This is a genomic window from Streptomyces sp. NP-1717 (assembly GCF_022695985.1).
Classification (GTDB): Bacteria; Actinomycetota; Actinomycetes; order Streptomycetales; family Streptomycetaceae; genus Streptomyces.
This window is the reverse complement of sequence record NZ_JAAPBF010000128.1, coordinates 1-20,054: the sequence shown is the minus strand read 5'-3', so window position 1 is coordinate 20,054 and position 20,054 is coordinate 1. Positions and strand designations below refer to the sequence as shown.

The following is a 20,054-nucleotide window of genomic DNA, read 5'->3' as shown; positions in this document are numbered from 1 at the left end:
CCCAGTTGGAGCACCTCGCCTCGCGGGAGATCTCCGAGCTGTTCGGCCCGAGGTTCGCCGAGCAGGACGGGTACGCGGTGCAGACGCGGATGCCGCAGCCTCCGATGCTGTTCGCGGACCGGGTCACCGGTATCGACGCCGTGCCCGCGGCGCTCGTCGCGCCCGGCCCGGTGCGCACCGACGGGATGATCTGGACGGAGACCGATGTCCGGCCCGACAGCTGGTACCTGGACTCGACCGGCCGTATGCCGCCCGGTCTGCTGATCGAGGCGGGCCAGGCGGATCTGCTCCTGCTCAGCTGGCTGGGCGTGGACCTCCTCAACCGGGGCGAGCGCGCCTACCGGCTGCTGGGCTGCGAGGTGACGTACCACGGCAGCCCGCCGGAGGCGGGTGACACCCTGCGCTACGAGATCCACATCGACGGCCACGCGGAGCACGACGGTGTCCGGCTGGCATTCTTCCATTACGACTGTTACGTGGACGGCGAACTGCGGCTGAGCGTCCGCGAGGGCCAGGCCGGGTTCTTCACCCCCGCGGAGCTCGCCGGCAGCGGGGGTGTGCGGTGGGACCCCGCCGAGCGGCGGCCCGGCGACGACCTGCCGCTCGACCCGCCCGCGGTGCGCTGCGAACGGAACCGCTTCGGCGCGGACCGGGTGCGGGCCCTGACCGAGGGACGGCCGGCGGACTGCTTCGGCCCCGGCTGGGAGGCGACGGCGGCCCACGTCCGCCCGCCCCGGCTCGACGGGGGCCGGCTGCGGCTGCTCGACGAGGTCACCGCGTTCGACCCGGCCGGGGGGCCGTGGGGCCGCGGCTACCTGCGGGCCGAGACGCCGCTGTCGCCGGACGACTGGTTCTTCGAGGGGCACTTCAAGAACGACCCCTGTATGCCGGGCACCCTGATGCTCCAGGGCGCCCTCCAGGCGATGGCGTTCTATCTGACGGCCATGGGCTACACCCTGGACCGCGACGGCTGGCGTTTCGAACCCGTCGGTGATCACCCGTGCAAGGCGATGTGCCGGGGACAGGCGACTCCGGACGCCGGACGCGTCGTCTACGAGGTGTACGTGCGCGGGGTCTCGGCCGGGCCGGTGCCGACGCTGTACGCCGATGTGGTGGGCTCGGTGGACGGGGCGAGGGCGTTCCTGGGCCGGGACGTGGCACTGCGGCTCGTACCCGACTGGCCGTTGTCGCACTGGCGGCACTCGGGCCCGCCCCTCGTACAGGACAGCGGGACGCCGGTGCCGCTCCCCCTGCTCGGCGGGCTGGCCGGGCACCGGGAGAAGCGACCGGTGGCGACGGCGGCCGACGGGTTCCCCTTCGACCACTCCTCGCTGCTGGCGTGTGCCTGGGGCAGACCGAGTGAGGCGTTCGGCGCCGCGTACGAGCCCTTCGACGGCACCCGCAGGCTCGCGCGGCTGCCCGGTCCCCCGTACCACTTCATGAGCCGCGTCGTCTCGGTGGACGGACCGCAGGGCGGTATGCGGGAGGGCAGCGGTGTCGTCGCGGAGTACGACGTGCCCGCGCGGGCCTGGTACTTCGAGCAGAGCGGCGGCCGTACGATGCCGTTCGCGGTCCTGATGGAGATCGCGCTGCAGCCCTGCGGGTGGCTGGCCTCGTACGTGGGCAGCGCGCTGACGACCGGCACGGATCTGCTGTTCCGCAACCTCGACGGGGCGGGGACGGTCACCGGTGAGGTCACTCCCGCGACGGGTACGGTCCGCACCCACGCGGAACTGACGCGGGTGTCCCGGAGCGGGGACATGATCATCGAGTCGTTCCGGGTCAGGTGCACGGCCGACGGCGCGCCGTTGTTCGAACTCTCCACGGTCTTCGGTTACTTCCCGCCGTCGGCCTTCGACCACCAGCAGGGCCTCGCCGCGTCGGCGGAGGACCGGGCCCGCCTGGACGAGCCCTGCGACCGGGAGGTCGATCTGACCGCCCGGCCCGCTCCTCACCGCTCCGGGCAGCCGCGCCTGCCGGGCCCCATGCTGCTGATGCTGGACCGGATCACCGGTTCCTGGCCGGACGGGGGCAGCGCGGGGCTCGGGCGGCTGCGGTCGGAGAAGGACGTGGTCCCGGGCGAGTGGTTCTTCCGCGCCCATTTCTTCCAGGACCCGGTGCAGCCGGGATCGCTGGGCGTCGAGGCCATGTGCCAGCTGCTCCAGTACCACCTGCTGGAGCGTGGCGTGGCGGACGGCGTTCCGCACCCCCGGTTCGAACCGGTGCTGCCCGGCCGCGAGACGACCTGGACGTACCGCGGCCAGATCACCCCGGCCAACCGGCTGATCCGGGTGGACGTGGACATCGTGGAGAGCGGCACGGACGCCCTTGGGCCGTACGCGGTGGCGGACGCGTCCCTGTGGGGCGACGACACGTGCATCTACCGGGTGCGCGGGCTGGGCATGCGCGTGGTGTCCGACGCCTCTCCGGGGCCCTCGCCCGCTCCCTGACGCCAGTGCCCGGCCCGGGGCCGGGCACTGGCGTCAGGCGCGGAGAACGGGCGGAAGAACCGGGTGGCGTTCGCCGTGGAGATCAGGAAGGCTCGGCGCATGGTCTCGGTATTGCAGAACGTGGCGGTCGACTGTGCGGATGCCTATGAGCTCGCCCGGTTCTGGAGCGGGGTGACCGGCCGTCCACTGCATCCGGAGGACGGGCCGGGCTCCCCGGAGACGCAGGTGATGCTGGCGGAGGGCCCGGTGCTGCACTTCAACCAGGTGCCCGAGAGCAAGACGGTCAAGAATCGGATCCATCTGTGTCTGCGCCCCGAGACCTCGCGGGACGAGGAGGTGGACCGGCTGCTGGGACTCGGTGCCGCCTTCGTCGCCGATCACCGGAACCCCGATGGATCGGGCTGGGTGATCCTCGCCGATCCGGAGGGCAACGAATTCTGCGTCCTGCGCAGTGAGTCCGACCGGGCCGCCGCGCATTCCTGACTCTTGCGCGCTGTCCGGCCGGTTCTGCCCGGCGGCCGGTCGGCCGCGGCGGATGTTCCCGCCGCCCGCGGAAAAAGTGCGCGCGGGATGTCGATCCGGGCAGGGTCCGTACGACGTAGAGGTGAGAGAAGAACACCGACACAAGAGGTGAAGGACATGCCCAAGGTCCGCGTACACAACGTGACCATCTCCCTCGACGGCTTCGCGGCCGGCCCGAACCAGCGTTTGGACGCCCCGTTCGGCGACGGCGTCGGCTGGGGCGACGACCTGCACAGCTGGTTCATGTCGGCGACGGAGGATCTGGCCGCCGGGAAGACCGGAACGGACGTCGAGTACTTCGTCCGGGGCGAGCGGAACATCGGCGCGACGATCATGGGGCGGAACATGTTCGGGCCCCAGCGCGGGCCGTGGGAGGACGAGTCCTGGCAGGGCTGGTGGGGCGACAACCCGCCCTACCACCACGATGTCTTCGTGCACACCCACCATCTGCGCCCGGCACTGGAGATGGCGGGCGGAACCACCTTCCACTTCACCGACGAGCCGCTGGAGACGGTGCTGCGGCGCGCGTTCGACGCCGCGGACGGCAAGGACGTCCGGATCGGTGGCGGGGCGGCGGTCATCCGGCAGTATCTGCGCGCCGGACTGATCGACGAGCTCCATCTGGTGATCGCGCCGATCCTCATCGGGCGCGGGGAACGGGTGCTCGACAATCTGGGTGACGGGATCGACGGCTACCGGGTGTCCGAGCTGGTCAGCTCACCGAAGGTCACCCACGCGACCCTGGTACGCCGCTGACGCCACGCCGGTGCCCGCCGGCGAAGGAGGCGGTGCGGGAGGCCGTGCGCGCCGGTCCGCCGAACACCGGCACACTGGTCGGTGTGAAGCTTCCCCGCGTGAACTGCGCCGCCTGCCACCGTGCGATCGCTGCCGGGCCGGTCGCCGGCCAGTTGAGGAGGGGCCGCGTCCGGCGGCACGACGCACCGGGCACGCACCGCGATCCGGACGGCTCGCTGGTGTCGTGCCCCGGGTCCCTGGCGGTCGTGGATCTGCCGATGCCCGGTGAACAGCCCCTGTTCGACCTGCCCGAGGACGAGCCCGAGACGCCCGGGGACGACCCGGTTCTGTTCTCGCTCCCGTAACCGCTCCTGATCGCACCGGTCCTGATCGGCGGGACCGGGGAGCGGCGGGGCGGTGGCCCTCACCTCCGCTCCTCGTCCTCCTCGTCCTCCTCGTCCTCGTCGTCCGGCTCTTCCTCCTCTTCTTCGTCTTCCTCTTCCTCGTCGTAGTCGTCGGCTTCGTCCTCGGGCTCCTCCGGCCCCTCGTCCTCCTCGCCCCCTTCCTCCGGTTCGTCGTCCTCAAGCCCTTCCTCGTGGCTCCGGACGACCTCGCCCTCGCGGATCTCGCCGCGCCAGCCTTCGACGTCCTCGTCGTCGGTGAGTGTGGCGTACCGCTGGAAGTGCTTGAGGTCCAGGCGCAGTCGGCGTCCTTGTGCGCGCCAGATGTTGCCGGTCTTCTCGAAGAATCCGGACGGGGTGTATTCGACGACCGCGACGATTCGGGTCAGGCTGGGGGCCAGTTCGTGGAAGGTGATGGCGCCGTGCGTCGTCCCCTTGGCGCCTTCCGATGTCCAGACGATGCGGTCGTCGGGGACCTGTTCCTGCACCGTGGCCTTCCAACTGCGGTTGGAGAACGCGACCTTGAGCTTCCAGTCGCTCTCGATCTCGTCCGACTGTTTCACGTCGGTGACGCCCTTGGTGAAGGTGTTGAACTCCTCGATCTCGGTCCAGCGGTCATAGACCGTGCGCAGCGGTTTGCCGACGTCGATGGCTTCGATGATGTTGGTGACCTTGGGGCTGCCGGATTTCTGGTCCCCGCCGCCGAAGGCGTTCTTGACGGAGTCCACGGCCTTGTCCTTCATCGAGCCGGCCTTCTCGCCCACGAGGGCCTTGACCGGGTTCTCGCCGCCGAGCACCCGCTTTCCGACATCGAGGATGCCTCCGGTGCCGCCTTTGTCGGCGCCGTCCCCGAGGCCCTGCGCGAGGTCGGTGAGCTTGCCGCCGGCGGAATCCAGCAGTCGCTGGCCCCGGGCCCCGACGTAGGCGGAGAGTTGTTCCTTGACCTGCTCCAGGCCGGATGAACTCGTGTCCGTGGGTTTGCCGGGCTGTTTGGCCATGAGAGCTACCTCCTCCGGCCGTCACTCTGCGCGGACTTCTTCGCGGCGGGCTTCTTCGCCGCCGCTTTCTTCTTGGCGGGCGCCTTCTTCACCGGTGCCTTCTTGGCCGCGGACTTCTTGGCGGGCGCCTTCTTCGCCGGCGGCCGTTTCTCCGCACGGCGGCGGGGGCGTTCCTCCTCTTCTTCCTCGTCCTCCCCGGGCTCTTCGTCCTCGTCCTCGAACTCCTCTTCTTCTTCCTCTTCCTCGTCCTCCTCGACCGGTACTACGAGCAGTGCCTCGGTCCGCTGCTGGAGCGCGTCCGCCACCGCTTCGAGACGACGGTTCGCGGTCGCGGACAGCGCCGATCGCCCCGCCTCCAGCACCTCACCCCGCGCCTGCTCCACCAGCGGCCCCACCGTGGGGTTCTCCGCCAGCTTGCGCATCGCCAGGATGAGCAACTCTCGTGGATTCATCGGCAGTTGCTGTCCCGCGACAAGGGGAGCGAGGCCGAGCGCCAGCTTCCCCTTCTTGGTCCGGCCAAGGACGTAGCCCGCCGCCACAGCGGCGGCGAGACAGACCTTCTTGCTGTTCTCCATGAGTGCCTCGCATTGCTGGGAGGTTGCGCCGCGTGCCCTGCGGGCGACGGGAGCGGAGGGAGTGAACGGCGACGACGCCGTCACTGGACCCGGTCGCTACGGCGGCCGCCGTCCTCGCCCTCGTCGTCCGATCCGGGCAGGTGCACGTCGAGCACGTTGATGTTGATCTCGACGACTTCCAGACCGGTCATCGTCTCCACCGCGTCCGTCACACGGGTGCGGATGTCCTTCGCGTCCTCCGCGATGGGCTCGCCGTACTCCACGATGACGTCCACGTCGACAGCGGTCTGTGTCTCGCCGACCTCGACCTTGACTCCCCTGCTCGGGTCGGGAGTCTTGGCCATCCTGTCCCGTACCGATCCCAGAGCCCGCGAGGCGCTGCCGCCCAGCGCGTAGATCCCGTCGGACTCACGGACCGCTATGCCCGCGATGGTGGCGACGACGTTGTCGGCGATCGTGGTCGTGCCGCCCGGTCCCCCGTTCTTGCCGCTCGTGTGGGTGGAGATGCCGCTGCTGGTGTCGGTGCTGGCCATCGGATCCTCCAGGAAATGAAGAGGGAAAACATCTTCGAGTGACCCGTCGACGTGGCAGCGGGCGCTGCCCGCGTCGCGGTGGGCACTCCCACATCCACTGTCCTCCGGACCTGGCCAAGCCGCCATTCGTGTGGTTTCCGGCGGCAGCCCGTTCGGTCCATCACCGCATGCGGAGCGGTCAGGGGGGCGAAATGCTGGGGATCATGTCAGAGCACCGTGCCGGGCATGCCCGGACCTCTCGATCCACCCGCTCCCCCGCGGGCGACGGACACGTGCGGGGAGCGGAGGAGGCGGCCGAACGCGCGTGCCAGAGCCTGAGGAAACTGATCAGGCACCGGCCCGAAGGCGTCTCCGCGGTCTCGCGGACGGACGACGGCTGGCACGTCGACGTCGATGTGCTGGAGCTCCCACGCATCCCCGACACCACCAGCCTGCTCGCCACCTACGAGGTGGACATCGACGAGGACGGGTCGCTGCTGCAGTACCGCAGGGTCCGCCGCTACCGCCGGGGTCAGGCGGACACGTGAGCGCCCAGAGCCTGCCCCAGATTCCGAGAGACGGTCACCTCTTGAGCACATACAGTGAGGAAGTTGTCCGCGTCCCCCGCGCCGGCACCCTCTACGACGTCCTGGAACTCATCCTCGACCGCGGCATGGTCATCGACATCTTTGTGAGGGTGTCCCTGGTCGGCATCGAAATCCTGAAGATCGACGCGCGCATCGTCGTCGCCAGTGTCGACACCTACCTGCGGTTCGCCGAGGCCTGCAACCGGCTGGACCTGGAGAACGATTCGGCCAGCAGGACGGTGCCGGAGCTGTTCGGCGGTGGCATGACGAAGAGCGTCGGCAAGGCCGGGGCGAAGAAGGCCGCACGTTCCGTGGGCGAGAAGGTCAAGAAGGCCGTGGGCCCCGGCGGCGACGACGAGGACGAGGACGAGTGGGAGGACGACGAACGCCCCCGCAGGTCCCGGACGTCCCGGTCCGGCACCGGACGCGAACGATCCCGACGCCGCAAGGAGGAGCGCTGACCCATGACCGCTTCAGGTATCTACGTGTACGGCATCGTGGGCCGCTCCCATTCCCTTCCCCCCACCGTCGACGGCATCGGCGAGCCGCCGGCCCCGGTGCGTCTGCTGCCGGTCGAGGACCTCGCGGTCGTGGTCAGCGCCGCGTACCCGGGGCTCAGGGCCCGGCGACGCGACCTGATGGCGCATCAGGGTGTTCTCCTGGCGCTGGCCGAAGCCGGGCCCGTACTGCCCATGCGTTTCGGCATGGTGGCACCGGACGAGGCCACGGTGATGGCGGGCGTCGCCGCGCGCCGGGCCGGGCACGCCGCCGTCCTGGAGCGGCTGGACTCCCGCGTCGAGATGAACGTCAAGGTCATGCCGGTGCAGGACGGGCTGGCCGCGCTGATCCGTGAGGACCCGGTGGTCCGGCGGATTCGCGAGGAGACCCGCCGGCATCCCGGTTACGAGGCCAACGTCCGGCTCGGCGAGGCCGTGGCGGCGGGCCTGCGGCGCAGGGCCGCGGCGGCGGCCGCCCTGCTGCCGCCCCTGTTCGCCCCGATCGCCGACGACATGTGTCAGGGGCCGGACGTGGAGGGATGTGTCCTGAACGCGTCCTTCCTCGTGCCCCGCCGTGAGGAGGGACGATTCCGCGGTGTCGCCGAGCGATTCGCCGCAGAGCATCCGGACCAGGCCGAACTGCGGGTGACCGGCCCGCTGCCCTGCTACAGCTTCGTTGCTCCCGAACCCGTCCCGGCCAGGGCCTGACATGGGTCTGTTCTCGGGTGTGCTCCTCCTTCCCCTGGCACCGGTACGCGGCGTGGTCTGGATCTCCGACCGGCTGGTGGACGCGGCGGAGGCGGAGCTCTACGACCCCGCGGTGATCCGCGTGCGGCTCGCCGAACTGAACCGCGCCCTGGACGACGGCGAGATCGACCTCGTGCGTTTCGAGCGCGAGGAGGAGCGGCTGCTGGACATCCTCGACAGGAAATCGCCGGTACCGGGAGCTGGAGTGAGACCGTGACGGAACTGGACAGCTGGACCACGGAATCCCGGTCGCACCCGCCCGCCACGGCCAACCTGGCCGAGATCCTGGAGCGGGTGCTGGACAAGGGCATCGTCATCGCCGGTGACATCAAGATCGACCTGCTGGACATCGAACTGCTGACCATTCGCCTGCGGCTGTTCATCTCGTCCGTGGAGACGGCGAAGAAGGCGGGCATCGACTGGTGGGAGACCGATCCCGCGCTGTCGTCGCGGGCCGCCCACGACGCCCTGTACGAGGAAAACAAGCAGCTGCGTGAGCGGATCGAGGCGCTGGAGGGCGACGACTCCCGGGAAGCCGGCAGCCTCCCGCGGGCCGGCGGCGGAAGGGAACCGCGCCGCCGATGAACTCTGTCCCGCGACCCGCGCAGACGCCCCCACCCACCGTCGAGGACGTGGGCTCCCGGGCCACGTACGTCTTCGCCGTCTGCCGATCGGACCACCCCGGGTTCCTTCCCTCCACCCGCGGCCACCCCGGCGGGGGGCCGCCGCGTCTGCTGACGGTCGGGTCACTGTGCGCCGTGGTCCAGGACGTGCCGGCGGCGGAGTTCTCCGAAGCGGCCCTGCGCGAGCGGCTCGGTGACGCCGCCGAACTCGAACGCTGCGCACGCGCCCACCACAGCGTCGTCACCGCCGCCGCCGGGGGCGGCCCCACCGTGCCCATGCCGCTGGCCACGCTCTACCTCGGCGACGAGCGGGTGCGCACCGCCGTCGGGGAGCACGCGGAACGCTTCCGTATGGCGCTGGAGCGCGTCGCGGGCCGGGCCGAATGGGCGATCAAGGTCCATCTGACGCAGGCGGGCACGTCTCCCCGGTCGGCCGCGCCCGGCACCGGGGAGACCTCCGGCCCGGGACCCGGCCCCCGGCGTGTCTCGGGCCGTGACTACCTGGACCGTCTGCGCAGCCGCCAGCACCTGCGCGAACAGCACCGGGAGAGCGCACTGGCCGCGTCCGAGCAGGTGGACGACGCCGTGCGGAGACTGGCGGTCGCCGCCGTCGCGCGTCGGCCGCACGGCCCCGAGGTCACCGGCAGGGACCGCACGCAGATCATGAACACGGCCTATCTGATCGCCGAGGAGAGAAGCGAGGAGCTGACGGCCACGATCGGGCGGCTCCGCGCCTCTCAGGAGTTCGACGGCGTCGAGATCGACGTCTCCGGGCCCTGGGCCCCCTACTCGTTCACCGACGGAGGAGATCTTGCAGGGCACCCGTAATCCCGTTCCGTGGCAGGGCCCGGAGGCCACGGCCCCCATCGGCGTCCCCCTGGTCGACCTGCTCGACAGAGTGCTCGGCACCGGTGTCGTCATCAGCGGGGATCTCGTGATCGCCATCGCGGACGTTCCGCTGGTCCGGCTCTCCCTGCACGCCCTGCTGGCGTCCGTCAGCGAGCGCGTTCCCGCGCCGTGGGCCGACAGCGGGCCGCTGTGAGCGACACCCGTGTGGACATCGATCCGCACAGCGCGGGCCGTGATCTGGCGTCTCTGGTGCTGACCGTCGTGGAGCTGCTGCGACAGCTGATGGAGCGCCAGGCGATCCGCCGCTTCGACAGCGGCGAGCTGACGGAGGAACAAGAAGAGCGCGTGGGGACCACCCTGATGCTCCTCGACGAGCGCATGACGGAACTCTGCGAGCTGCACGGACTGCGCCGCGAGGACCTCAACCTGGACCTCGGACCACTCGGCAACCTGCTCTCCCACGAGACGCGGTGAGGGAGCGTCGCCCTCCCTCCCCCGTGTGGGGAGGGGCGGTGGGGGCAGGCGCATGGGCATCAGTTGTCGTCTCCCGGTGAAGGGTCGTTCCCATGTCGGTCTCGAAACTCGCGCACGCGCCGTCGGACGCGTCGACGAACGGGGCGGTGGTGGGCTGCCTGCCGTGGATCGAGGACGCGGGAAGAGTCGCGCCGAACGACGCACGGGCGCTGTCGAAGGTCTTCTTCGTACGGCTCCGGGAACTGGACGAGGGGACGCGGGAGTTCCAGTACGCCCGGAACACGCTGATCGAGATGAACGTGACACTGGTCCGGTACGCGGCGCGCCGCTTCCGCAACCGCGGCAACGGCGAGATGGAGGACGTCCTACAGGTCGGGACGGTCGGACTGATCAAGGCGATCGACCGCTTCGACATCGACCGTGAGGTCGAGTTCGCCACCTTCGCCGTCCCCTACATCGTGGGGGAGATCAAGCGGTTCTTCCGGGACACGAGCTGGTCGGTGCACGTTCCGCGCCGTCTCCAGGAGCTGAGCGGCGACATCAAGACAGCGCGGGAGGAGCTGGGCGGGCAGCTCGACCGGACCCCCACAGTCACCGATCTCTCCGGTCACCTGGATCTGTCCGAGGACGAGATCTCCGAGGGCCTCGTCGCCGCCGCCGGTTACACCGCCGGGTCGCTCGACACCCCCGCGGGCGACGACGGCCGGACCACCGACGACATCACCTACGCCCGGGCACTCGGTGAACGCGACCCGGGCATGGAACTGGTGGAGAACCTCCACGCGCTGGCCCCGCTGCTGGACCGGCTGGACGAGCGGGAGCGGCACATCATCGAGATGCGCTTCGGCCAGGAGATGACCCAGCTTCAGATCGCCACGGAGCTCGGCTTCTCACAGATGCACGTCTCCCGTCTCCTGAGCCGCATCCTGACCAAGCTCCGCACCGGGCTCCTCACCGACCGCTGACCCGCCGTCAATTCGGGGCCTCGAAGGGGACGAGTACCGGGGGTTTCGTGTCGTCCATGCCCCCCGAGTACCCGTACGCGTCCGGGCAAACGTGCGTCGACGGCGGGGTTGTCACCCGACTCGTTCGGCGCGGATGATCGCCAGCTCCTCCTCGTCGGCACCGGGCGCGATCAGGCCGCGGTCCAGCAGCCACTGGCGCCGCGAGGTCAGTACGGGGCCGAAGGGCACGCGGCGCCGGTCGGTCACCTCGGCCGGCAGGCCCGCGCGTTCCAGCCGCTCCAGGGTGGCGGGCACCCCGCACAGCGCCGAGTGGACGAGGAGCAGTGCCCCGCCGGGGCGGAGCAGGTCCGCGGCCCCGTCGCAGAGCCGGTCGATGATCAGGCGTCCGTCGTGTCCCGCGTCCCACGCCCGAGCGGGGCCCCGCTCGGGCAGGGCGGCGTCGGGTGCGGGCATGTACGGCGGATTGCTGAGGATGAGATGGAACCGTCTGCCGACGGCGGGGGCGAGGAGGTCACCCCGGACGGCTTCGATCCGCAGCCCGGCGAGCGCCGCGTTCAGACGGGTGGCGAGCACGGAACGGCGGGTACGGTCCACGGCCGTCACCCGCGCGCCCCGGCGCGCGGCGGCGAGAGCGAGAAACCCGGACCCCGTGCCGACGTCCAGGACCGTCGTCCCGGCACCGACGGTCTCCCGTTCCAGTGCTTCCCGCAGCAGCAGAGTGTCTCCCTGGGGCCCGTAGACCCCGTGCGGCAGCATCACCCGGCCGCCCTGGCCGTACGTACTCATCGGACCGGGCATCGGCTCACCTCGTCACTCCGCCACCGGACGGGCGTTCGATCCGGCCGCGCGCGGGTGCGCTGGGGCGTTCTCCACCACGTCCGCCAGACGGGCGAGCATGCTGCGGTGACGGAGCTGGAGCAGCGTGTCCACGGCCGTGTTGTGGAGCAGCCCGCCCGGCCCGCGCAACGGGTGCTCGTCGATGATCACCAGGGCGTTCTCGCCCCAGGGCCGGACCTCCACGGCGATCCGCGCGGTGCCGAGCCGCCCGCTGTCGGCCTCCAGCTCCAGCACACCGGGCTCCTCGCACCGCCGGACGACCGTGCTGCCCGACGCCGACCACCGCCCCAGCCGGATCGTGTACGTGATGCTGGATCCGACCTCCGGCCACACCCCCTCCTCCGGGCGCGAGCCGGACGTACCGACCACCCAGTCGCCGTAGCGCGAACCGTCCGCGAGCACCGCCCAGACGTCCGCCACGGGCCGCTCGATCAAGCGATGTCGTACGGCCATCGGCCCTCCAGCCCTGGTCAACGGCCCCGAGTGGGCCGGTCACCAGCTCCCTGGCGCATTCGGCCGCATGACTCTCACTGTCGCAGGGGTTCGGGAAACCCGCCGCCCGTCCGGGGCCGTGCGGCGCCTTCGACGCCGTGGACGGGGAGGGCTCCGGCGTCCGCTCAGGCCGGTGGCGGCGCGGTGGTGCGCCGGGCCACCAGGGAGGGCGTGAGCTTGACCTGGGCGGACGGCTTTCCCCGGTCGGTGAGACGGGCCAGCAGAAGGCGTGCGGCCTCGGCGCCGATGTGCCGGCCCGCCTGGTCGACGCTGGTGAGTGAGATGGGGCCGAGCGCGGCGAAGGTGGTGTTGTCGTAGCCGACGACGGAGATGTCTCCGGGGACGGAGACGCGGGCTTCGTCGAGTGCTTCGAGGACCCCCATCGCCACGATGTCGGCGCCGGCGAAGACGGCGGTCGGGCGCTCGGCCCGGGTGAGCAGCTTCTTGGCGCCGAGGTAGCCGCCTTCCTGGGTGTAGGTGGTGGAGACGACGTCGTCCGCGAGGCCGTGTGCCCGCATCGACAGCCGGAAGCCCTCGGCGCGCAGTGCGTTGGGCATCTCCCTCATGCGGGCGGGGTCGGTCTCGGCGTGCTCGATGTGCGCGATCCGCCGGTGTCCGAGACCGACGAGGTGGTCGACGACGAGCGTGGCGCCGGCGATGTCGTCGTCCGACACCGTGTCGTAGACGGCCGACTGCCCGTGACGTCCGACGACCACGGTCGGCACGGTGCCGGCCACCTGTTCCAGATGGGACCGGGGAGAGACCGGCGCGATCAGGACCAGCCCGTCCATGCCCCGGTCGATCATGGCCTCGGTGACCCGGGCCTCCGCCGCCTCGCCGTTGCAGCCCGGACCCATCAGGACCTGGTAGTCCGTCTCGTCCAGGGCCTCGGTCAGCCCGTCGAGGATCTCCGGGAAGAACGGGTTGCGGATGTCCGGCAGCATCACGCCGATCGTGTAGGTCCGGCCGCGCATGCCCCGGGCCGCGGCGAAGGGCCGGTAGCCCAGTTCCGCTATCGCCTGGCGCACCTTGGCCCGCATCTTCGGGCTGGTCCCGTACGCGTTGCGCAGGACCTTGGACACGGCGGTCGTGGACACCTGGGCGTGCCGGGCGACATCGACGATGGTGACGCGCCGGGGCTGCGCTGGCGGCTCCATGCGGGTTCCTCCTCTGGCCCCGCCGCCGTACGGGGCCCGGGGCAGGAAACGTTGCCCAGAGTCTAGGGCGTGTCCATGGTGCCGTGACCGGGCCGGATTTCCCGCATCGTGTCAGACATATTGACGCCGCCCAGGGCCACTCCTAGAGTCTGCCGCAACTTTTTGGGGAACGTTACCCATCGGATTGAATCGTTTTAAGAGAGCGGATCCCACCGTGCCCACTGCCCCGCCCGACCCGGTCCGCGACGCGGTCCGGGACCCGGTCTCCGATCCGGTGGCTTCCGCGCCCGCGCGACGCCGTGTCCGCCCGTCGGCGCGGCGTCACATCGCGGCGCCGTGGTGGTTCGCCGCGCCGGCGACGGCGCTGTTCGCCTTCGTCGTCCTCGTGCCGAGTACCCGTGGCGTGTACTACGCCTTCACCGACTGGGACGGTCTCGACCCCGACTTCTCCTTCGTCGGCCTGGACAACTTCGGCGCCATGTTCCGTGACACCGACGCGGTACAGGCGATCTGGCACACCCTGCTGATCGCCGTGGCGGTCACCGTCATCCAGAACGCGTTCGGGCTGCTGCTGGCGCTCGGGGTCAACAGCATCATCAAGTCCCGCAACGTGCTGCGCGTCTTCCTGTTCGCCCCGGCCGTGGTCACGCCCATCGTCACCGCCTATCTGTGGCGCAACCTGCTCAGCCCCGACGGCGCGGTGAACGGTCTGCTCCGTGCGGTGGGACTGAATTCCTGGGAGCAGGACTGGCTGGGCGACCCGGACATCGCCCTGTGGTCCGTCGTGGGTGTCGTCGTGTGGCAGTTCGGCGGCTACTCCATGGTCATCTTCCTCGCGGGGCTGGAGTCGGTGCCCAAGGAGATCTACGAGGCCGCGGACATCGACGGCGCGGGCCCCGTCCGGCGCTTCTGGTCCGTCACGCGTCCGCTGCTCGCTCCCGCGCTGACGATCAACCTGATGCTGTCGATCATCGGCGGGATCAAACTCTTCGACCAGGTCTACGCGCTGACGGGCGGCGGGCCCGGCCATGCGACGGACACACTCTCGACCCTGATCTACAAGGACGCCTTCACACTCGGCGAGTTCGGCTACAGCGTCGCCCTCGCGGTGGTGCTCGCGGTCATCGTGGCGGTCGTCTCGGCCGGCCAGTACTTCTTCCTGTCCCGCAACGAGAGGGCGTCCTCGTGAAGCGCTACCGCCGGCGCACGTTCGGGCTCGAACTGGTGATGATCGCCGTCGCCCTGGTCGTGGGATTTCCGCTGTACGTCCTGGTGAACCTGGCTGTCCGCGCCCCGTCGGACACCTCGTCGCCGCTGCGGCCGACCACCTCCCCCACGCTGGACAACTTCACCCAGGCGTGGCAGCAGGGTGGTCTCGGCGGCGCGCTGGCGAACAGCGTCCTGGTGACCGCGTGCAGCGTCGTCATCGTGCTGGCGCTCTCGGCGTTCGCCGCGTATCCGCTGGCGCGTGTCACCGCGCGCTGGTCACGGGGCATGTTCCTGCTGATCATGCTGGGGCTCGTGGTGCCGTTCCAGCTCGCCTCACTGCCGCTGTACCAGACGATGCGCGATCTCGATCTGCTCGGCAGTCCGTGGGCGCTGATCCTCTTCTACTCCGGTCATCAGGTGCCGTTCACCACCTTCCTCTACGTCGGCTTCCTGCGTGCCCTGCCGCGGGACTTCGAAGAGGCCGCGCTCATCGACGGATGCACCCCGCTGAGGGGCTTCCTCCACGTGGTGTTCCCGATGCTCCGGCCGATCACGGTGACCGCGCTGGTGCTCAACGCGGTCGCTGTCTGGAACGACTTCTTCACCCCGCTGCTGTATCTCAGCGGCAGCGCACAGCAGACCATGCCGGTCGCCGTCGCCGGCTTCGTCGGTCAGTACATCACGGACTGGAACCTCGTCTTCGCGGCACTGGCCATCAGCATCGTGCCGATCCTCGCCGTCTACTTCGCGCTGCAGCGCAGCATCATCAACGGCTTCGCCGGAGGGCTCAAGGGATGACACCGACCGCACACCCTTCGCCGCTCACCCCGCCGGTCGACAACCGACCGGTCCACTTCTCCCGGGAGACACCATGAGAACAACCAGACTGACGGCGCTGGTGGCCGCGTTGACGGCCGGTACGGTGCTCGCCGCCTGCGGCGGAGGCACCAACGCGAGCGGCGGCGACTCCAAGACCCTGACGATCGCCTCGGTCGACCAGGGATCCATCGAGGACGTCGTCGACGCGTTCAAGAAGGCCAACCCCGGCGTCGAGGTGCGCCTGACCACCAGCGGCGCCGACCAGTACCAGCAGCAGATCCGTACGAAGCTCTCCTCCGGCACCGCACCCGACGTGATGTCGGTGTGGCCGGGCAACGGCAACCCCGGTGCCACCTACGTCCTGTCCGAGCCCGGCTATCTGCTCGACCTGTCCAGCCGACCCTGGGCGGAGAAGCTGCCCGCCTCGGTCAAGACCCTCGCCCAGTACGAGGGCAAGACCTACAACGCGCTCTTCGGCCTCAACGGCATCGGCGCCGTCTACAACCAGGACGCCCTCGACAAGGCCGGACTCACCCCGCCGGGCACCTGGACCGAACTCCTGGACTTCTGCCGCGAGGCCGCCGCCGGGAAGACACCCGCCTTCGCCCTGGGCAACCAGGACAACTGGGTCACTCAGACCGTGCTCTACGCACTCGCCGCCACCACCGTGTACGGACCCGACCGGGACTTCGACCGGAAGATGCAGGACGGCCAGGCCACCTTCGCCAAGTCCGCCTGGGTCACCGCGATGGCCAAGTACGAGGAAATGAACAAGACCGGCTGCTTCCAGAAGAGCCCGCTCAGCACCAGCTACGAGGCCAGCCAGGAACTCGCCGCGACCGGAAAGACCCTGGGCATCGTCCAGGGCAACTGGGTCGTGGCACTGCTCAAGGGCAAGAACCCGGAGGGCAGGTTCACCCTCAAGGCGCTGCCCGCGACCGACGATCCCGGAGGATTCCTCATGCCTGCCGCGGCCGGCATGGGATACGGCGTCAACGCCAAGGCCAAGAACAAGGAACTCGCCCTGAAGTTCGTGGACTTCGTGATGTCCCCCGAGGGCATGAAGGTGTTCACCGGGAAGCAGGGCAGCCTGCCGACGCTCCCCGACACCGGCCACACGGCGGACCCCGCGCTGACCGAACTCACCACGTTCATCAACGACGACAGAACCGTGCCGTTCATGGATCAGCTCTGGCCCAACCCCAAGGTGCAGCAGACCATGCTCACCGGGCTCCAGGAACTCTTCAGCGGCCAGACCGGCGCCGACGACGTGCTCAAGGACATGGACACCGACTACCGGGCCGGCACCTGACCGCCAGGCACCCGCCCGGCCTCTCCCGGTACACGCCCGTGCCCACCCACGGGTGAAGCGTCCCCGATCAGCCCCGGACCGTGGGCGAAGACCACCGAACACCGAACAAGGAGTTCAGCATGCCCGCAGAGCCGCGGAACGGCCTCAGTCGCAGACACCTCATCGGGATCCTCGTCGCCGGTGCGGCCGGTCTCGCGCTGCCCCTGGGAACCGGCGGCACGGCAGCCGCCCTCGACGACCGCGGGGTGACCGCGCCGACGACGGTCGGCCACCTCACCGTCAACGGCCGCGAGGACGAACCCCTCGGGGTGGACGACACCGCACCGGCACTGGGCTGGCGAGTGACCGGCGCGCGGAGCGGCTGGGCGCAGAGCGCGTACCAGATACGGGCCGCGCACAGTGCTCCCGCGCTCGTCCGGGGTCCGTACCTCTGGGACTCCGGCAAGGTCCGCTCGGACGCCCAGACCGACGTCCCGTGGAGCGGTCCCGCCCTGACGTCCCGGCAGGAGGTGGTGTGGCAGGTGAGGGTGTGGGACGGCCAGGGCCGTGTGACTCCGTGGAGCCGGCCCTCCTCGTGGGAGATGGGGCTTCTGAAGCGCGGTGACTGGGGCGAGGCCCGGTGGATCGAGTACCCGGACCGGGAAGCCGGCGATCCGCTGCCGCTGTTCGCGCGCCCGTTCGAGATCGAGCAGCGGCGTACGGGGGGAGTCGTCAGGGCGAGGCTGTATCTCTCGGGCGTCGGACTGCACCTCGCGCAGCTCAACGGCAAGACCGTCACCGACGAGGTCCTCGCACCCGGCAACTCCAACTACCAGCTCTCCACGGAGTACCGCGTGTACGACGTGACGCGCCTGGTGCGCCCCGGTGCCAACACCGTGGGCGTCGAGCTCGGGCACGGGACGGCGCTGGTGTCGCGCTCCGTCACCAATCCGGCCACCGGCCGTACGGCTCCCTACAGTTGGTGGCAGAGCCAGGTGAAGGGCAGCGGGACCCTGTCCGCGCCGGCCGCGGCCGGGGACACCGTCGTCAAGGTGAGCGGTGTGACCGGCTACCACGTCGGCGGCACGGTCAACATCGATACGGGCGACGGCGGCGAGCGGCTGGAGAGTCGCGAGATCACCGCGATCGGCACGCCCGGCGCGGAGGGGACGGGCATCACCTTCAAACCCGGTCTCACGGCCGCCCACACGGCGGGCGCGGCGGTCTCCGGCTCGGGGAACCCCCTGGCGAGCACCGACCCCAGCGCGGGCGCCGCCGTGACACCCCGGCTGATCGCCCGTCTGGAGATCACGAAGGCCGACGGTTCCGTCGACACGATCGTCAGCGACCGTTCGTGGCGGACGGCGTTCGGCCCGACGACGACCAACAACTGGTACTCCGGGACCGATTACGACGCGCGCCGTGAACAGGCCGGCTGGGCCGGGCCCGGGGCGGACCTCGGTGCGACGGCGAAGCGCCGGGACGGCTCTCCCACCGGATGGATCCGCGCGGGCATCGCGCCGCCCCCCAACCTGACGACGGAGCTCGTCTGGCGCGCCGGCGAGCCGGTGCGCGTGGTCGACCGGATCCGCCCGGTGGGTCTCACCGAGCCCCGCCCCGGCGTGTGGGTCTTCGACTTCGGCCAGAACTTCGCCGGCTGGCCCGAACTCACCCTCGACCGCGCCGTACCCGCGGGCACCACGGTCAAGATGCGGCCGGGGGAGTCACTCGCCGCCGACGGCACCGTCGACCAGGCGTCCGTCATGGGCGGCGGCGCCGGCCGCGGGACCGACGTGTTCGCCGCGTACACCGCGCGCGGCGACCGCGACGGCGAGAGCTGGCACCCCGAGCTCAACTACTTCGGCATGCAGTGGGTGGAGGTCACCGGCCTTCCCGAGGGCTACCGGCCGAGCGTCAGGACGGTCACCGGCCTGCAACTGCACGCGGACACGCCCGTGGCCGGCACCTTCACCACGTCCGACGCGCGGATCAACCGCATCCACCGCATGGCCCGCTACTCCGTCATGAGCAACATGATGTCCACGTTCACCGACTGCCCCGGCCGCGAGAAACTCGCCTATCCGGCCGACTACCTGCAGCCCTTCAGCTCTCTGCACCGCCATTTCGGGTACGCCGCCTATCTGCGGACGATGCAGCGCCACCTCGCGGAGGGCCAGTCCAGGGCCGGGGACAACATCGGCAACGTCGCGCTGAAGGCCCCCGTGTACGACTGGGGCTACACCGGCAGGTTCGGCGACGAGATCAACTGGGGCAACGGCATCGTCCTGACGCCGTGGTACCTGTACGAGACGTACGGCGACACCCGGACGATGGCACGCCACTACCCGCGGATGCAGGCGTTCCTGACGTACATCAGGACGCGGAAGGCCGGTACGGGCGCCGACGCGTACATCGTGGACGCCGCGCTCGGGGACTGGATCGCGGCCGAGCCCACCTCGGGCCGGATCACCGGGACGTGGGGATATCACCAGGTCGCCGACCGCATGGCCAAGATGGCGGCGCTGCTGGGCCGGCACGCCGACGCGGACGAGTACCGCGCTCTGGCCGACCACATCAAGACGGCTTTCCACGACGCGTTCTTCAACTCGGCGCTGGGCCGCTACACCAACCAGGGCGATCTGGGCGCCACGGGCGCGACACAGGCCGCCCAGGCACTGGCGCTCGACGAGGGGCTGGTACCCGAGAGCGAGCGCGAGCGGGTCGTCGACGCGCTCGTCGAACTCGTCGAGGGCTTCAGCCCGTTCGGAGGCGGGCCGCACTTCGGCGGTGGCACCATCGGGCTCGCGCCGACCGTACGGGCCCTCACCTCGGCCGGGCGCGACGACGTGCTGTGGAAGGTGCTCCAGGAGGACACCCGGCCCGGCTACGGGTACTTCATGGCTCCCACCACGGCCAACCCCGGGGGCCTCACGACCATCCCCGAGCAGTGGGACATGGGGAACTCCAAGAACCACGTGATCCTTCTCCAGATCGAGGAGTGGTTCCACGGCGCGCTCGCCGGTATCCGCCAGGCACCCGGCTCCGTCGCCTACCGTGACCTCGTCTTCGACCCGCGCGTCGTCGGCGATCTCACCCACGCCGAGGGCAGCTACCGAACGCCGTACGGCGAGGCCAGGTCCGCGTGGACCCTCAAGGGCGGCACCTTCCGCCTGACGGTCACCGTGCCGCCGAACACCACGGCCGAGGTACGGCTGCCGGAGTCCGGCCGCGGACCGTACGAGAGCCCGGCCGGGGCCACGCCCCGGCACGCCGAAGGGGACCGCCCCGTCTTCACCGTCCCGTCCGGGACGTAC

Annotated in this window: 22 protein-coding genes and 1 pseudogene; 17 read left to right on the top strand and 6 right to left on the bottom strand. The window is 70.4% G+C overall.

The features are described from left to right. From GXP76_RS23150 to GXP76_RS23135, 4 genes and pseudogenes are all read left to right on the top strand, one after another. A pseudogene (locus GXP76_RS23150) lies at positions 1–2,450 on the top strand (beta keto-acyl synthase); the annotation flags it as partial. 99 nt (positions 2,451–2,549) lie between these two features. Then, positions 2,550–2,933: a VOC family protein gene (locus GXP76_RS23145; RefSeq protein ID WP_242573502.1), complete on the top strand. Its 384-nt coding sequence runs from the start codon at positions 2,550–2,552 to the stop codon at positions 2,931–2,933. 156 nt (positions 2,934–3,089) lie between these two features. Next, the gene (locus GXP76_RS23140) at positions 3,090–3,728 is read left to right on the top strand and encodes a dihydrofolate reductase family protein (protein ID WP_242573501.1); all 639 of its coding nucleotides are present in this window, start codon (positions 3,090–3,092) and stop codon (positions 3,726–3,728) included. Between the two features lie 83 nt (positions 3,729–3,811). Next, on the top strand, positions 3,812–4,072 hold the full coding sequence (locus GXP76_RS23135; RefSeq protein WP_242573500.1) for a hypothetical protein: 261 nt from the start codon (positions 3,812–3,814) through the stop codon (positions 4,070–4,072). 59 nt (positions 4,073–4,131) lie between these two features. Here GXP76_RS23135 and GXP76_RS23130 read toward each other — a convergent pair whose 3' ends face one another. The 3 genes from GXP76_RS23130 to GXP76_RS23120 form a co-directional block, all read right to left on the bottom strand. Beyond that, complete coding sequence (locus tag GXP76_RS23130) at positions 4,132–5,106, bottom strand: SRPBCC family protein (RefSeq protein ID WP_242573499.1); 975 nt, start codon at positions 5,104–5,106, stop codon at positions 4,132–4,134. Positions 5,107–5,111: 5 nt separating this feature from the next. Then, complete coding sequence (locus GXP76_RS23125; protein WP_242573498.1) at positions 5,112–5,681, bottom strand: hypothetical protein; 570 nt, start codon at positions 5,679–5,681, stop codon at positions 5,112–5,114. 80 nt (positions 5,682–5,761) lie between these two features. Next, positions 5,762–6,214, bottom strand: coding sequence for an Asp23/Gls24 family envelope stress response protein (locus tag GXP76_RS23120; RefSeq protein ID WP_242573497.1), 453 nt, complete (start codon positions 6,212–6,214; stop codon positions 5,762–5,764). Positions 6,215–6,417: 203 nt separating this feature from the next. On the opposite strand from GXP76_RS23120, the gene GXP76_RS23115 reads away from it, so the two are divergent. The 9 genes from GXP76_RS23115 to GXP76_RS23075 all read left to right on the top strand — a co-directional run bounded on the left by GXP76_RS23115 (position 6,418) and on the right by GXP76_RS23075 (position 10,935). After that, positions 6,418–6,741: a gas vesicle protein gene (locus GXP76_RS23115; protein WP_242573496.1), complete on the top strand. Its 324-nt coding sequence runs from the start codon at positions 6,418–6,420 to the stop codon at positions 6,739–6,741. A gap of 41 nt (positions 6,742–6,782) precedes the next feature. Then, positions 6,783–7,241 carry a gas vesicle structural protein GvpA gene (locus GXP76_RS23110; protein WP_242573495.1) on the top strand — a complete coding sequence of 153 codons (459 nt, stop codon included), beginning with the start codon at positions 6,783–6,785 and terminating at the stop codon, positions 7,239–7,241. 3 nt (positions 7,242–7,244) lie between these two features. Continuing rightward, positions 7,245–7,985 (top strand): GvpL/GvpF family gas vesicle protein, encoded by a 741-nt coding sequence (locus GXP76_RS23105; RefSeq protein WP_242573494.1) that lies wholly within the window; start codon positions 7,245–7,247, stop codon positions 7,983–7,985. 1 nt (position 7,986) lies between these two features. Continuing rightward, the gene (locus tag GXP76_RS23100) at positions 7,987–8,241 is read left to right on the top strand and encodes a gas vesicle protein GvpG (protein WP_242573493.1); all 255 of its coding nucleotides are present in this window, start codon (positions 7,987–7,989) and stop codon (positions 8,239–8,241) included. Further along, a complete protein-coding gene (locus tag GXP76_RS23095; protein ID WP_242573492.1) occupies positions 8,238–8,609 on the top strand; it encodes a gas vesicle protein in 372 nt (123 codons plus the stop codon). The genes GXP76_RS23100 and GXP76_RS23095 overlap by 4 nt, the downstream gene beginning before the upstream one ends. Continuing rightward, positions 8,606–9,475, top strand: coding sequence for a GvpL/GvpF family gas vesicle protein (locus GXP76_RS23090; protein ID WP_242573491.1), 870 nt, complete (start codon positions 8,606–8,608; stop codon positions 9,473–9,475). The genes GXP76_RS23095 and GXP76_RS23090 overlap by 4 nt, the downstream gene beginning before the upstream one ends. Next, on the top strand, positions 9,459–9,689 hold the full coding sequence (locus GXP76_RS23085; RefSeq protein ID WP_023536998.1) for a gas vesicle protein: 231 nt from the start codon (positions 9,459–9,461) through the stop codon (positions 9,687–9,689). The genes GXP76_RS23090 and GXP76_RS23085 overlap by 17 nt, the downstream gene beginning before the upstream one ends. Then, positions 9,686–9,970: a gas vesicle protein K gene (locus GXP76_RS23080; RefSeq protein WP_242573490.1), complete on the top strand. Its 285-nt coding sequence runs from the start codon at positions 9,686–9,688 to the stop codon at positions 9,968–9,970. Before GXP76_RS23085 ends, GXP76_RS23080 begins: the two co-directional genes overlap by 4 nt. Positions 9,971–10,062: 92 nt before the next feature. Then, complete coding sequence (locus GXP76_RS23075) at positions 10,063–10,935, top strand: SigB/SigF/SigG family RNA polymerase sigma factor (protein ID WP_242573489.1); 873 nt, start codon at positions 10,063–10,065, stop codon at positions 10,933–10,935. A gap of 111 nt (positions 10,936–11,046) precedes the next feature. Here GXP76_RS23075 and GXP76_RS23070 read toward each other — a convergent pair whose 3' ends face one another. The 3 genes from GXP76_RS23070 to GXP76_RS23060 form a co-directional block, all read right to left on the bottom strand. After that, on the bottom strand, positions 11,047–11,733 hold the full coding sequence (locus GXP76_RS23070; protein ID WP_242573488.1) for a HemK2/MTQ2 family protein methyltransferase: 687 nt from the start codon (positions 11,731–11,733) through the stop codon (positions 11,047–11,049). A gap of 12 nt (positions 11,734–11,745) precedes the next feature. Next, positions 11,746–12,225, bottom strand: coding sequence for an SRPBCC family protein (locus GXP76_RS23065; RefSeq protein WP_242573487.1), 480 nt, complete (start codon positions 12,223–12,225; stop codon positions 11,746–11,748). Between the two features lie 164 nt (positions 12,226–12,389). Continuing rightward, on the bottom strand, positions 12,390–13,421 hold the full coding sequence (locus tag GXP76_RS23060) for a LacI family DNA-binding transcriptional regulator (RefSeq protein WP_242573486.1): 1,032 nt from the start codon (positions 13,419–13,421) through the stop codon (positions 12,390–12,392). 214 nt (positions 13,422–13,635) lie between these two features. On the opposite strand from GXP76_RS23060, the gene GXP76_RS23055 reads away from it, so the two are divergent. The 4 genes from GXP76_RS23055 to GXP76_RS23040 all read left to right on the top strand — a co-directional run. Then, complete coding sequence (locus GXP76_RS23055; protein ID WP_242573485.1) at positions 13,636–14,610, top strand: carbohydrate ABC transporter permease; 975 nt, start codon at positions 13,636–13,638, stop codon at positions 14,608–14,610. Beyond that, positions 14,607–15,428, top strand: coding sequence for a carbohydrate ABC transporter permease (locus GXP76_RS23050; RefSeq protein WP_242573484.1), 822 nt, complete (start codon positions 14,607–14,609; stop codon positions 15,426–15,428). Before GXP76_RS23055 ends, GXP76_RS23050 begins: the two co-directional genes overlap by 4 nt. A 73-nt stretch (positions 15,429–15,501) precedes the next feature. Further along, a complete protein-coding gene (locus GXP76_RS23045; RefSeq protein WP_242573483.1) occupies positions 15,502–16,761 on the top strand; it encodes an ABC transporter substrate-binding protein in 1,260 nt (419 codons plus the stop codon). Positions 16,762–16,880: 119 nt separating this feature from the next. Continuing rightward, positions 16,881–20,054: alpha-L-rhamnosidase (locus GXP76_RS23040; protein ID WP_242573482.1), on the top strand; the 3,174-nt coding region annotated here is incomplete at its 3' end.